This window comes from Prosthecochloris sp., from assembly GCA_015482705.2.
GTDB lineage: Bacteria > Bacteroidota > Chlorobiia > Chlorobiales > Chlorobiaceae > Prosthecochloris.
Map to the genome: position 1 here is coordinate 1 of JADMLA020000005.1, position 13,312 is coordinate 13,312.

A 13,312-nucleotide genomic window follows, 5' to 3' on the forward strand; every position below is an offset into this window, starting at 1 on the left:
AAGGTTTGGAAGTTGACGAGCTGAAGGTTGGCCGTCTTCATGTCGGTGAGTTACATGTCGACAAGGTTATGAAACCAGAAAACGAGGGATCATGAATTACCTGTTTTGCAGCGTTTCTTTGGCTGGAGATAGGTGATTGCCGTATTGATTTTTAGGGCTCTCGGTGGTGGTGGTCGTTTTGACTTCAATCCATTCTACGGCCTCATGTAATGTGCGCTTTTCTGGGCATCTTCGATAAGTGGCAGTGGGAATGCAGGTACTATTCGCTGAGTTATGATGGGAGCTGTTTTGTCGTCGATGTCGATGATGGAATCTCCGGTTGCTCTGTCCGCAGCGTGCAGGAGTAGGCAGAGTTGCGTTCTCGTGTTTCGTTTGTTTTCGGGCCTTCCTCGTGAAAAACCTCTATATCTTACGGCCTGTACTTTTTGTAGTCGATACCGAATTTTTTGACACGTAGTCCCATCACTCGTTCAGTGAGGCCGAGCTGCATGGCGGCTTTGGCCATGTTGCCTTTGGTGCGTTTCAACGCCTCGATAATCATTTCATGTTCGATGGCATCGAGTCTCTGCTGCAGAGAGCCGCTGGCAGGTGTGCCGCTTGATTCAGCGGTTTGCAGTGTCGGTGGCAGATGGTAGCCGTGTATGACATTGTCTTCGCTAAGAATCACTGCTCTCTCGATGCAGTTTTCAAGTTCCCTTACGTTGCCGGGCCAGTGGTAACGCATAAACATATCTATGGCTCGTGTCGATATTCTTCGCACGCCCTTGAAGTTTAGCGCATTGTATTTTTCAACGAAGTAGTCGGAGAGCACCAGTATGTCTGCTTTTCGTTCACGCAAGGGAGGAACTGTTATCGGAAAAATGTTCAGGCGGTAGTAGAGATCTTCTCTGAATTTTCCTTTTTCAATTTCTTCTTCAAGGTCTCTATTGGTCGCTGCAATGACTCTGATGTCGGTTTTCAGTGTTTTGGAGCCACCAACTCTCTCGAACTCTTTTTCCTGAAGAATCCGGAGCAGTTTGGCTTGTACAGGCAGCGTGAGCTCGCCAATTTCGTCAAGAAAAATCGTTCCACCGTCGGCAAGCTCGAATCTTCCCCGCCGGTTGGCTGTGGCGCCGGTAAATGAGCCCTTTTCATGCCCGAACAGTTCACTTTCGATGATGCTTTCCGGCAGGGCAGCGCAATTGAACTTGATAAAGGGCTTTTCAGCTCGGTGGCTTTTATAGTGTATGGCGCTTGCAACCAATTCCTTGCCGACACCGCTTTCACCGAGAATGAGTGCCGTGGCGTTCGTTGGTGCTATTTTGTCTATCATTCTGAAAACAGCGATCATCGCTTTCGAGCTGCCTATGATGTTGGCGGGGCGGTGTTGAGCGCTGTAGAGTTCGTCGTCGCTTTCATGTACATCACCGCGATAGAAAGAAAAAGGTTCTTGCTTGTCGGGGGAATTGTTTTGCGTTTCTCCCTGCCGTTCTTCCTGATCGAGCTGTTTAATACGGACCGCTTGCGATATCATGGCGGCAATGATAGAGAGAAGATCGACCAGCTCTTCGACAGACTCTTTTTCCTGCATCTGATTCGAGGTTTTTCCAGTATGATTGTCATCCGTAAAAACCGGCCGGTCAGTACTGAGTGTGCCGATGACTTCATTGTCAGCCTTGATCGGTACACAGACAAAGCAAAGGTGTTCGGTATCGATTCGGTTTCTCGATCCTGTCCTGTCAAGGAACTGCGGTTCTTCGTCAATCCTGGGGACGATTCTGCTCCTGCCGGTTTTGACGACGTTTCCGATGATGCCTTCGCCGGGCATGTATCGTCCCCTGGCCTGTTCTTCTTCGGTGAGTCCGAAAGATTCATTGATGACAATTTCATTTGTCCCACGGTTCAGGATGGTGATGACTCCCCGTATCATGTTGGTATGTTCAGACATGATGCTGAGTATGTCCCGGAGTACCTTGTTGATATCTTTGGTGTAATTCAAGGCCCTGCTAACTTCTGCAAGAAGGCTGAGTGTCTTTGTTTTTTCACTTACCGGGATTCTCATCTTTTGCATGTGTCCTGAGGGTTGACAAAGCATTGTGTGTATATGTTTACCAGTTCGGCAGCAGAAAGCCTGCATTTTTTCTTATCAGCGGCGAGTCTGACATTCGGGAGCAGCTTTCTCGCTTGTTCACGATCAACGTTTATGCCTCTGGTCGATAGAATATGTTGGACCGAAGCACTGCCTGAATGTTTTCCGATGACAAGCTCATAGCTCTCTTTGCCGATATCGCCTGGTAAAAAAGGCTGATAGGATAGTGGGTCTTTAAGCAAGGCATTACAGTGAATTCCCGACTCGTGCTGGAAAACAGCATTACCGATAACAGGTTTCTGGTCTTGAATGAGTCTGTTCGAGGCTTTTGCGACAGTTTCACAGAGAGAATGCAGCAGTTCGGCTTTTATGGAAATAGGGTATTGTCCCGATAGTTTCAGCGCGACGGCAAGTTCTTCAAGGGCTGCATTTCCTGCACGTTCTCCAAGCCCGGTAACGGAGACGCTTACTGCGTCGCATCCTGCTTCGATAGCACTGAATGCGTTTGCCGTGGCCATTCCCAGATCATTGTGGGCATGAAATTCGAGAGCTACAGAAGCCGAGGATTTCAGATGCTGTATCTGCTGTATGAGTGTCAACGGGGTTGCAATGCCGACAGTGTCGGCAATACGTACCCGGTCCGCTCCACATGCAGAAGCATCTCGAACGAACGTTTCGAGAGTTTTGCCATTGGTTCGCGTAGCGTCCTGACCACCAACGCTCACAAAGCTGAAATATTTTTTTGCCTCCGGTATGAGTGTTTCCAATTGGCGGTGAACCCATGCATAGTCCTTTTCCATAAGGTTCAGGTAGAGTTCCGAGAGAGGGAAGCTGAGGTGAATACCCTCGGTGTCGGCTGCTCTTGCACATTCGAGGTCTGCCCTTGTTGCTCTTGACCAGGAGGTCAAGCGTACAGGGAGATTCATTGACACGATCTCTCTGATGACGCTCTGTTCTTCGGAGCTGATAGCGGGATAACCGATTTCCAATTCATCGACTCCGGTTGCGGCCAGCTTCCTTGCGATATCTTTTTTCTCTGACGGGCTAAAAGCAACACCGGGGGCTTGTTCACCATCCCGAAGTGTTGTATCGATGATCCACGGGGTAAACAAAGGGGGATGCATATGTGGCGTAACATTGCTCATAGTGGTTTCAGGCTTCTCGATCCTGTCTTGGTTGTATGCTTTTTATCGGAAATAATTAATTTTAAAACCTTCTTTATTCTAAATAAATAAGGTTATTGTTTTAAAAAATAAAAATATTTTAAACATTTTGGTGGTTTTCTTGTGAGGGTACCCTGAGTGTGTGGGAGATGTTTTCCGGGAGTGAACAAATGGAGGTTTCACTCCAGGATTCCGAGGAACGGAAGTTGTCGATACTTTCCGGCATAGTCTATGCCGTAACCTACGATAAACCTGTTCGGGACGGTAAATCCCAAATAATCGATGGTTACCGGGTGTTTTCTTGCAGCAGGTTTCTCGAGCAGCGTACAGATTTTAAGCGAAGCGGGATTGCAATTGAGGAATTCGTGACTGATTCTGCTGATTGTAAGGCCTGTATCGATGATATCCTCTACTACCAGGATATCATGTCCTGTAACATCGATAGTGCCGGTAATGCAGACCTTGCCAGATGACTGAATACCATTACCGTAGCTTGAAGCCTGTATAAACTCGATGTGACAAGGTACTTCGATCGAGCGTACGAGGTCGGCAGTGAACATGAACGCCCCTTTCAGTACACAGATGACAATCAGTCTTTCTGTAGAGGCGAAATCGGAAGATATCAGCTTGCCGAGTTTTCCGACGCGTTGTTGTATTTTTTCTGCTGAAATAAGTTCAACGACTGTTTCTTTGCTTGTCATGGGAAATTGTCTCGGTCTGTTTTTCATGTGCCTGCTGCACGAATGTTTTTATTTCTTCAAGATACCGCTGTCTGGTATCTTCGGGAAGAAACGAAGCGATGAAAGAGTTAACCGCAAACTGAATGATATCCTTCCGGTCAAGGTTCAACGCTTCCTGGATAGCCATATAGTTTTCATTGATATATCCGCCAAAATACGCAGGGTCGTCCGAGTTTACCGTGACAAGAAGTCCTCTGTCAAGCATCTTTTTGAGGTTGTGTTTCTTCATCGAAGGAAAAACGTGCAACTTGACGTTTGAGAGGGGGCATACGGTGAGCGGAATTTTCGATCCAACCAGCTTTTCAACCAGCTTCTCGTCTTCCATGCAATGAACGCCATGATCGATCCTCGCGACTTTGAGAATGTTCAATGCCTGCCAAATATAGTCTGCATGTCCCTCTTCACCTGCATGTGCAACGGTAAGGAACCCTTCTTTATGCGCGCGTTTATAGAGCTCTCTGAATTTGTCGGGTGGATTGCCGAGTTCAGAAGAGTCGAGGCCGATACCTGCAATGATGTTCTTGTAGTCGAGTGCCTGTTCGAGAGTTTCCAATCCTTCTTTTTCGCTGAGGTGGCGAAGAATACACATGAATAGTTTCGTGGTGATACCGAGCTGTTTTTCACCATCTCGAAGTGCTCTGTGTATTCCTTTCGTGACCATGTCGAAATCGATGCCTTCTCTGGATGTGTGGGTTTGGGGGTCGAAAAAGATTTCAGCATGACGTACATTCTGAGTGACGGCTTTTTTCAGGTACGCTGTTGTGAGGTCGTAAAAGTCCTGCTCGTGAAGCAGCACTGATGCGGCATTATAATAAATATCGAGAAATGACTGCAGGTCATCGAAGGCATATGCCTTCCGGACAGATGTTGTGTCGGGATAGGGAAGTGGCACGCTGTTGCGTTTTCCCATTGCCATCATCATCTCAGGTTCAAGTGTGCCCTCGATATGGAGGTGCAGTTCAGCTTTGGGTATTGCCTCGATGAAGGTTTTCATAGTATCGCAAGATACCAAAAAAGCGTGGTATGAGGCAGGAATATGATTGACTCATCACGCCTGTTATGCAGTATTCCCTGAAACGTCGTGTGTGTTCGACACTCCCGATTGATGAGGTGAATCTACTCCTTCAGGTAAGGGCCAGCGAAGCAATCACTTTGCATATCTTTTTTAGGTTGCTCCTGTTGCTGACGCATACTCGATGTGCCGCTGCATATAAGACTCGTATTTCAATATGAACAGAGCGGTCTATTGTGATGATCTCTTTTTCCTTTTTCTTGATGATGCAATCGGAAAATGCAGCCTGCTTCACTTGCAGCTCAGTTTTTTATGCATTCGTCTCCTTGTTCTTGAATGTTCACCCAGCTTTTTCGCTGAAGATGTTATGCTATGGCTCCTTGTCTTGGTTGTTTATTTTGATTACGTCATCTCTATGAGAGCCGAGTACGGTCGATAACCGACGTGTAATTTTGATCATGTCTGCCTCTTGACGGTCAATGCCATAAACAGAAAGCGGGAAATTGAGCGGTTCCTGGATTTTCCAGATTTGTTCGTGCTTGTCAGGCGGAAAAATCTTTGCAGGGTCTCCGACAGCAATCCATCCGATCGGGATGGTTGTTCCGGCTGAAACTTTTGTCTTGAGATGGACGATACCGTTAACCCGGACTTCACAGCCTTTTTCCAAATGTGCTCCATGGAATACGGCTGCACCGGTGGCAATGAATACTTCATTGTCGATTATGCAACCCGCTACATGGGTATTGGGACCGACCAGGCAGTTGTTGCCGATTTTCAAATCGTGTCTGGTTGAGCTTCGCAGGACGGCATTTTCCATAACAATGCATTCGCTTCCGACTTGTATAGTCCCGCCTTCTGCAATGACCTGGGCGCCAAACAGGATCCAGCTGTTTTTACCTATGACGACATCTCCACAGACAACGGCGTTCGGCGCAATGTAAGCTGTTGGATGGATCACCGGGCTTTTTCCTTGATGGCTGATGAGCATAGAGGCGCTGCAGTTTAGTGAATTATGGGGCTTACTGTTTTCTTTCTTGTGAACCTGTCAGCGAGGCATCGATATCGAGTCCGATATGAATGCTGTCTGCATGAAGATGGCTGAACGTGTCAGGGAGCGAAGCGTTGTCATGCAGAAAGATGTCACGTTTGCATTGCCGCGATTGCCTATAGCCAGCAGGTTAGCAGAAATGAGTACTGTATGACACCTCTTGGTCCGGCTTTGAGAAACGGTATAAAGAGCACCCGGTCCGGGTGCTCTTGAAAGAAGACAGCTTGCAATGGAAAATGCTGCAAGTTGAAAGATTTTGGGCGAAAGATCAGTCATCGAGTGCCTTTTTCTTTTCATCACTGCCAAGTCTCCTGTAAGCGGTTATACCGAGTACAATCAAAGCCATCAGTAGAGAAACGAACTTGATCGGGTCGCTCAGCTCCGGCCAGTTGAACAGATAGCCTTCGACAAGTGTAACTATACCTCCGAACACCATACCGGGGCCAAGAGCCGGAACCCGAATGAAGGTTCCTGCAATAACGGCGATCAAGCCTACAGGAACCGCGGTGAAAAACAAACGCATCTGATGCTGCTTGTTTGCTGCATTGAATCGAGCCGATGCTTCTTCTCTTTGTTTGTTTATCTCGGCCTTTTTCTCCGGGGTGATATTTTCTGCCGGTGGCTTTTCGATGAGCTGGCTGGTATGATAATCATCCCAGTTCGGCGCGGGGCTGAAGGTTTTGACACCATAGAAGACAAGCATGGGGAGAAGTATCGCTATTCCCATGGCTATGGCGAAGTTGATGCCTTTCATGAACATCTCTCCTTATTTGTTTTTGGCAATTACCCACACCGCATGAACAATGCCAGGTAAGTAACCAAGAATGGTTAAAACAACGTTGAGCCAGAAGTGCTTGCCGAGACCGACTTGTAAAAAGACACCGAGAGGCGGCAACAGAATTGCAAGAATGATTTTGAGCAGTTCCATAGAATATGTCTTCTTTCTTTTTGTCAAGGATGCTATTATCGGTAACTGAACAGATCTTTGTTGAAAACAAGAGTGTACAGATGATGATGGAAAAGTTACGATTTATATGAGATATTCAGGAAAGAGTCGGCCGGTTGATCGATTAATATGCATATTGCGTTACATTTTCGTTAACCGTTTCCGGTCTTCTCCGGTTATCGTTTCTTTATAGTGCATTGACCTGTTGCCGGAAAGATTTGCGGAAAAAACAGATGCTGTTTTTCGGCTGGTTGGCTTGAATGATTTACGTTGATAAGAAGAGGTTATTTGCCCGTGGGTATGGTTATTGTTTTAAGACCCATTGGAGCATCGTAGTGCGATGAACAATGTTTCGATATGTTTGGTATGCAGAGAAGCGACAAGAAGGTTATGCGGTATATTCTTTCGATCAATACAGGCTCTTCGAGCATCAAGTTTTCGTTATACAGTATCGGAGAGGCTGAAAACGTTATTTTTTCCGGTTCCCTGACAAGGATAGGTTCTGATAGCGGATGTTTTTTTGTCAGAGATGCAAAGGGGAGAGCTGTCGTAGAGGAGTCTATCGCTGTCTCCGATCATGAAAGAGCATGTGTTCATGTTTTTTCATGGCTCTTGACCCGAAGCCAGATGCCTACGCCCGATGCGATCGGGCACCGCATGGTGCATGGAGGGCCTGAATTCACCGTTCCAGAAATTATCACTCCTGTGTTGATCGAGTCACTCGAACAATTGAGTCCTTTCGCACCTGAACATCTTCCCCATGCCTTGAAAGCCGTCAAACATGTCGAGGCCCTGCTTCCCGGTGTGTTGCAGGTTGCTTGCTTCGATACGGCTTTCCATCATACCATGCCATCTGTCGCCCGGCTCTATCCCTTACCTGTGGCCATTCGAAGCCAGGGGGTACAGCGTTACGGATTTCATGGCCTTTCCTGTGAGTATCTGTTGGGAGATCTCGAACGGCTCGAGGGGGGGCGTGAGGTTCTCGAAGAAAAGATCATACTTGCCCATCTTGGGCATGGAGCAAGTATGACGGCCGTATTACATGGAGAAAGCGTGGATACGACAATGGGGTTTTCTCCGGCTGGCGGTTTGGTAATGAGTACCCGGACAGGGGATCTCGATCCGGGAGTTATTTTATTTTTACTGGAACAGGATGGGTTGAGTCCGCAAGTGATAAAGGATATGGTCAACCGCCGTTCCGGACTGCTTGGAGTGTCAGGAAGAAGCAATGACATGCGTGACCTTCTTGACATGGAACAGGATGACGCTGCAGCACATCAGGCGATAGAACTGTTCTGCTATCAGGCGAAGAAACATATCGGTTCACTTACTGCCACACTGGGAGGGCTCGATACTCTTGTTTTTACCGGAGGCATAGGTGAACACTCGGCAGCTATACGAAAACGTATCTGTTCCGGGCTGGAGTTTCTCGGTGTACATGTCGATGAGCGAAAAAACGGTTTGAATATGCCTGTTATATCGCAAGAAACAGGGCATGTCACCGTCAGAGTTATGAAAACCAACGAAGAACTTATGATCGCTCGCCATACCAATACGCTATTGAGTGAAAATTTACGGTAAGTTTTATGTTACTAAACAGATGAACCACATAAATGAGGGAGTGTAAAACGATGAATGGAGACCAGATGATCGAGTCACAGACTAAAAACTCGCTTTCGAAAAAAGAAGCGAAACTTATAGACGCTTACTGGCGGGCAGCCAACTATCTCTCTGTCGGGCAAATTTACCTCTTGGAAAACCCGTTGTTGAAAAAGGCGCTCAAGCCCGAGCATGTCAAGCCAAGACTATTGGGTCACTGGGGAACCACACCCGGCCTGAATTTTATCTATGTTCATCTGAACCGTGTTATCAAGGCAAGAGATCTCGATATGATTTATATCGCCGGACCAGGGCATGGTGGTCCTGCGCTGGTATCAAACGTCTGGCTCGAGGGGACCTATAGCGAGTATTATCCTGATGTGTCATTCGATGAACAAGGAATGAAACGTCTGTTTCGGCAGTTCTCTTTTCCCGGGGGGATTCCCAGTCATGTTGCACCCGAAACGCCCGGTTCTATTCACGAGGGAGGTGAATTAGGGTATGCTTTGTCTCATGCTTACGGTGCGGTTTTCGACAATCCAGATCTGATTGCGACCTGTGTCGTCGGCGATGGAGAGGCGGAAACGGGGCCTTTGGCGACAGCATGGCACAGCAACAAGTTCCTCAACCCAAAGTGTGATGGTGCAGTGCTTCCTATTCTTCATCTCAATGGGTATAAAATCGCAAATCCAACGGTGCTTGCAAGGATATCGCACGAAGAGCTGGAGAATCTCATGATTGGCTACGGTTACAAGCCATACTTCGTTGAAGGGAGTGATCCCGAAGCCATGCACCAAACGATGGCAGCAACCCTCGACTGTTGCTTTGACGAGATCAGGGAAATTCAGTACAGGGCCAGAATAAATGGAGACGTAGAGCGTCCACGATGGCCTATGATTGTATTACGCTCCCCGAAAGGGTGGACAGGACCAAAAGAGGTGGACGGAAAAAAAACGGAAGACTATTGGCGGTCTCACCAGGTGCCGTTTTCAAACGTTCGTGAAAATTCCGAGCACTTGATGCTTTTGGAGTCATGGATGAAAAGTTACAAACCTGAGGAGCTGTTTACCGAAGAGGGGGCACTGAAAGCCGAACTCCAGGAACTTGCCCCGCAAGGAAAGCGAAGGATGGGTGACAATCCCCATGCAAATGGTGGTTTGCTTCTCCAGAAGCTTCGGATGCCTGATTTTCAGGATTACGCAATTGAGGTATCGAAACCCGGATCGGTCATTGCCGAAGCGCCAAAACCGATGGCTCGTTTTCTCCGCGATATCATGAAGCGCAACGCAAGTGCATCAAATTTCAGGGTTTTCGGACCGGACGAAACGGCATCCAACCGTCTCAGTGCTCTTTTCGAGGAAACGGAAAGGGTATGGATGGGAGAGATAATTCCTGAAGACGATCACCTCTCTCCCGATGGAAAAGTAATGGAAATTCTTTCCGAGCATACCTGCCAGGGTTGGCTCGAAGGTTACCTGCTTACAGGCAGGCATGGTTTCTTTTCCTGCTATGAGGCTTTTATCCATATCATCGATTCAATGTTCAACCAGCATGCCAAGTGGTTGAAAGTAACCAATGATGAAATTCCCTGGAGGAGACCGATAGCATCCTTGAACTACTTTTTGACATCGCATGTGTGGAGGCAGGATCATAACGGTTTTTCTCATCAGGACCCCGGATTCATCGATCATGTTGTCAACAAAAAAGCCGATGTGATCAGGATTTACCTGCCGCCGGACGCAAATACGCTCTTGTCCGTAGCAGATCACTGTCTTCGTTCACGGAACTACATCAACGTGATCGTTGCCGGAAAGCAACCTGCGTATCAGTGGCTTGACATGGATGCTGCCGTCAAGCACTGTACGAGTGGCATCGGTATCTGGGAGTGGGCCTCGAATGATACTGATGACGGGGATCCCGATGTGGTGATGGCATGTGCAGGTGATGTTCCTACGCTCGAAACGCTTGCCGCTGTCGATATCCTGCGCCGTCAGATTCCGGATTTGAAAATCAGAGTGGTCAATGTTGTCGATCTTATGACCCTGCAGCCGGTAGAAGAGCACCCGCATGGTCTTAAGGACAGGCATTTCGATGATATTTTTACCACGGATAAACCCATTATTTTCGCATATCATGGCTATCCCTGGCTGATCCATCGGCTGACTTATCGCAGGACAAATCACAAGAATCTTCATGTGCGCGGGTATAAGGAAGAGGGTACGACAACCACCCCGTTCGATATGGTGGTGATGAACGATCTCGACCGTTTTCATCTTGTTGCCGATGTTGTCGATCGGGTTCCCCGTCTTCGACAGAGGGCTGCTTACGTGAAGCAGTATGTTCGTGACCGCCTCATCGATCATAAGGAATATATTTGCAAACATGGGCAGGATATGCCAGAAATCCAGGACTGGAAATGGGAATGGTAAAGAGATGATTGTCTGTAACCGAACAGGTATTCATGTGACGTGATGACGGTTCTTATCGTTATGCGTGAAAAACGGATTGTTCTGAGAATGGTATTTGTTTCATATTATTATGTTTTGATGTCTTTCGTTGTAATATGAGTGTATTTCGTCGTTACGACACATTGATAACCTGCTGATCGTTTATGCTTCTCGACAGTTTTCTTCTTGTTCTCGGGTTGACCCTTTTGCTCGGAGGGGGCAATTTTCTTGTGACCGGCGCTTCTGCCCTGGCAAGAAATTTGGGAGTGTCCCCTCTGGTGATCGGCTTGACGGTGGTGGCTTTCGGTACCAGTGCTCCTGAACTTTCGATCAACCTGCTCGGTGCTTTGCAGGGGAACAGCGGAATCTCGTTTGGGAATATTATTGGATCCAATATTGCCAATATCGGTTTGATTCTCGGATTGACTGCTGTCATCAGGCCTTTGACGATCGAAAGCGTTATTATCTCCAGGGAGATACCGATGTTGATTCTCGTTTCCGCTATAGCGCTGGTTGCGGGAAGTGACGTGTTTCTCCGTTCGGCTCAGGGTATGTTCGATCGTTCGGATGGGTTGGTTTTTTTGATGCTGTTCGGGGTATTCATGTACTATACTATCGGGGATCTCATGAAGAAACGAAGAGATCGCCTGGTCGAAGAGGCCGAGGAATTTGCAGGAGGCAAAGGCTTGAGAGATACGGTGCTGAATATCGGGATGTTTGTCGGTGGTATCGCCGGATTGCTTGGGGGTGGGAAACTTTCGGTTGATGCTGCGGTTGCCATTGCCGAAACGCTTGCTGTCCCGCAGGTTATTATTGGTCTGACTGTTGTGGCTTTTGGTACCAGTCTTCCTGAACTGGTTACCTCTCTGGTTGCAACCTTTCAGGGGAAAGCCGATATTGCAGTAGGCAATGTTGTTGGGTCGAATATTTTCAACGTACTGCTTGTCAACGGGTTATGTTCCTCTATAACTCCGATTACCGTTCCAGAGAGAGGCGGCTTTACCGACCTGCTCATGATGCTTCTGCTGGCTCTGTTCCTGCTTCCTATGAGTATCACGGATGAAAAAAGAATTGTGCGATGGGAGGGGGCCATTCTGCTCGCATTGTATCTTGGATACACCATCTGGAGAGTTACGGGGTAGAAAGAGGCTAAGGTAAAAAAAAGGAAAAAGGCAAACGTGAGAAATCAAAAGGTGCAGGTTGTCGACTCTGAATTCTCGCTGTTCTGTTATCAATCCCGATAAGTCTGGGTATCCAACCATAGAGCTATGAAACTCATCGAGGTTATCGCTGATGAAGGCAGTGTAAAAACTGTTGCAGCTATTGCCGAGAAGCACAAAGCCCGTGATTTCCGTACCGGGCTGAAGGACAAGGACGATTCACAGCCCATGCGGCTTGTCGTAACGGATGACAAGGTGCAGGAGGTGCTGGATGCTCTTCAGGGCGTTCTTGGAGCACAGTCTTATGCGAAACTGCTGGTATATCCAATCGATATTTCTCTTCCAAAACAAACAGAAGAGCAGCAGGAAAAGGAGGCACAAGCAACACAGGCACGTGAGTCACTGTATAAGGAGGTTCAGAAAAACGCACGACTCGATATCAATTACCTCGTACTTGTCATGCTTTCCACGATCGTTGCTGCCATAGGGCTGATCGAGAACAATGTTGCCGTTGTTATCGGGGCGATGGTAATCGCTCCGCTGCTTGGCCCGAATCTGGCATTCGGGCTCGGTACGGCGCTCGGCGATCTCTCTCTTATGAAGAATTCCCTGAAAACGCTGTTTTCGGGAGTATTGCTTGCCGTAACCATTTCCGTTGTCATGGGAATTGTCTGGCCGTTTCCCCTGACAAGCCCTGAGCTTATCGCTCGCACGGATGCAGGTCTGGATTCAATAGCGTTGGCTTTCGCTTCGGGGGCGGCAGCAGCGCTTTCGCTCAGCACCGGATTGCCGAGTGTTCTTGTCGGCGTTATGGTGGCGGTTGCGCTGCTTCCTCCCGCAGCCACCTTCGGACTGATGCTCGGGCACGCACGTATCGATCTCGCGGCAGGTGCGGCACTTCTTCTTGCTGTAAACGTGGTTAGCGTAAACCTTGCATGCAAACTCGTGTTTCTCTTCAAGGGTATACGGCCAAGAACCTGGTGGGAAAAAGAAAAGGCCAGCAAGGCCATGCTCAGGTACATTGTTGTCTGGGTGGTTACTCTCGTTTTGCTGGGGCTGGTTATTTACGTTAGAACGTTCTCTCTCTGAAGTGCTCTTATATTGAAAAAGGTTTCTGCCAATTCAAACA

12 protein-coding genes are annotated in these 13,312 nt (G+C 47.9%); 5 read left to right on the forward strand and 7 right to left on the reverse strand.

Annotation, left to right across the window (positions count from 1 at the left end; genetic code table 11):
* Positions 1 to 409 precede the first annotated feature (409 nt).
* The 5 genes from QZ209_RS00725 to QZ209_RS00745 form a co-directional block, all read right to left on the reverse strand.
* Positions 410 to 2,041 carry a sigma 54-interacting transcriptional regulator gene (locus QZ209_RS00725; RefSeq protein ID WP_294343500.1) on the reverse strand — a complete coding sequence of 544 codons (1,632 nt, stop codon included), beginning with the start codon at positions 2,039 to 2,041 and terminating at the stop codon, positions 410 to 412.
* A complete protein-coding gene (locus QZ209_RS00730) occupies positions 2,038 to 3,213 on the reverse strand; it encodes a homocitrate synthase (protein WP_294343471.1) in 1,176 nt (391 codons plus the stop codon). The genes QZ209_RS00725 and QZ209_RS00730 overlap by 4 nt, the downstream gene beginning before the upstream one ends.
* Positions 3,214 to 3,410: 197 nt before the next feature.
* Positions 3,411 to 3,932, reverse strand: coding sequence for a hypoxanthine phosphoribosyltransferase (gene hpt / locus QZ209_RS00735; protein WP_294343473.1), 522 nt, complete (start codon positions 3,930 to 3,932; stop codon positions 3,411 to 3,413).
* Entirely contained in the window at positions 3,907 to 4,965 is a 1,059-nt protein-coding gene (locus QZ209_RS00740) for an adenosine deaminase (RefSeq protein WP_294343477.1), read from the reverse strand. The genes hpt and QZ209_RS00740 overlap by 26 nt, the downstream gene beginning before the upstream one ends.
* A gap of 388 nt (positions 4,966 to 5,353) precedes the next feature.
* The gene (locus tag QZ209_RS00745; RefSeq protein WP_294343480.1) at positions 5,354 to 5,941 is read right to left on the reverse strand and encodes a gamma carbonic anhydrase family protein; all 588 of its coding nucleotides are present in this window, start codon (positions 5,939 to 5,941) and stop codon (positions 5,354 to 5,356) included.
* A 115-nt stretch (positions 5,942 to 6,056) separates the two neighbouring features.
* Here QZ209_RS00745 and QZ209_RS00750 point away from each other — a divergent pair, with 115 nt between their 5' ends.
* Complete coding sequence (locus tag QZ209_RS00750; protein ID WP_294343483.1) at positions 6,057 to 6,185, forward strand: hypothetical protein; 129 nt, start codon at positions 6,057 to 6,059, stop codon at positions 6,183 to 6,185.
* 114 nt (positions 6,186 to 6,299) lie between these two features.
* Here the strand turns inward: QZ209_RS00750 and QZ209_RS00755 are convergent, their stop codons facing one another.
* On the reverse strand, positions 6,300 to 6,785 hold the full coding sequence (locus QZ209_RS00755; RefSeq protein ID WP_294343485.1) for a hypothetical protein: 486 nt from the start codon (positions 6,783 to 6,785) through the stop codon (positions 6,300 to 6,302).
* A gap of 12 nt (positions 6,786 to 6,797) precedes the next feature.
* A complete protein-coding gene (locus tag QZ209_RS00760; protein ID WP_294343486.1) occupies positions 6,798 to 6,959 on the reverse strand; it encodes a YqaE/Pmp3 family membrane protein in 162 nt (53 codons plus the stop codon).
* Positions 6,960 to 7,334: 375 nt separating this feature from the next.
* Between QZ209_RS00760 and QZ209_RS00765 the strand changes: the two genes are divergently transcribed.
* The 4 genes from QZ209_RS00765 to QZ209_RS00780 all read left to right on the forward strand — a co-directional run bounded on the left by QZ209_RS00765 (position 7,335) and on the right by QZ209_RS00780 (position 13,272).
* Entirely contained in the window at positions 7,335 to 8,558 is a 1,224-nt protein-coding gene (locus tag QZ209_RS00765; protein WP_294343489.1) for an acetate/propionate family kinase, read from the forward strand.
* A gap of 32 nt (positions 8,559 to 8,590) precedes the next feature.
* Positions 8,591 to 11,005 carry a phosphoketolase gene (locus tag QZ209_RS00770; RefSeq protein ID WP_294343493.1) on the forward strand — a complete coding sequence of 805 codons (2,415 nt, stop codon included), beginning with the start codon at positions 8,591 to 8,593 and terminating at the stop codon, positions 11,003 to 11,005.
* A gap of 182 nt (positions 11,006 to 11,187) precedes the next feature.
* Positions 11,188 to 12,165 (forward strand): calcium/sodium antiporter, encoded by a 978-nt coding sequence (locus QZ209_RS00775; protein ID WP_294343495.1) that lies wholly within the window; start codon positions 11,188 to 11,190, stop codon positions 12,163 to 12,165.
* A gap of 126 nt (positions 12,166 to 12,291) precedes the next feature.
* Positions 12,292 to 13,272: a TIGR00341 family protein gene (locus QZ209_RS00780; RefSeq protein WP_294343497.1), complete on the forward strand. Its 981-nt coding sequence runs from the start codon at positions 12,292 to 12,294 to the stop codon at positions 13,270 to 13,272.
* The last annotated feature ends 40 nt before the right edge of the window (positions 13,273 to 13,312 follow it).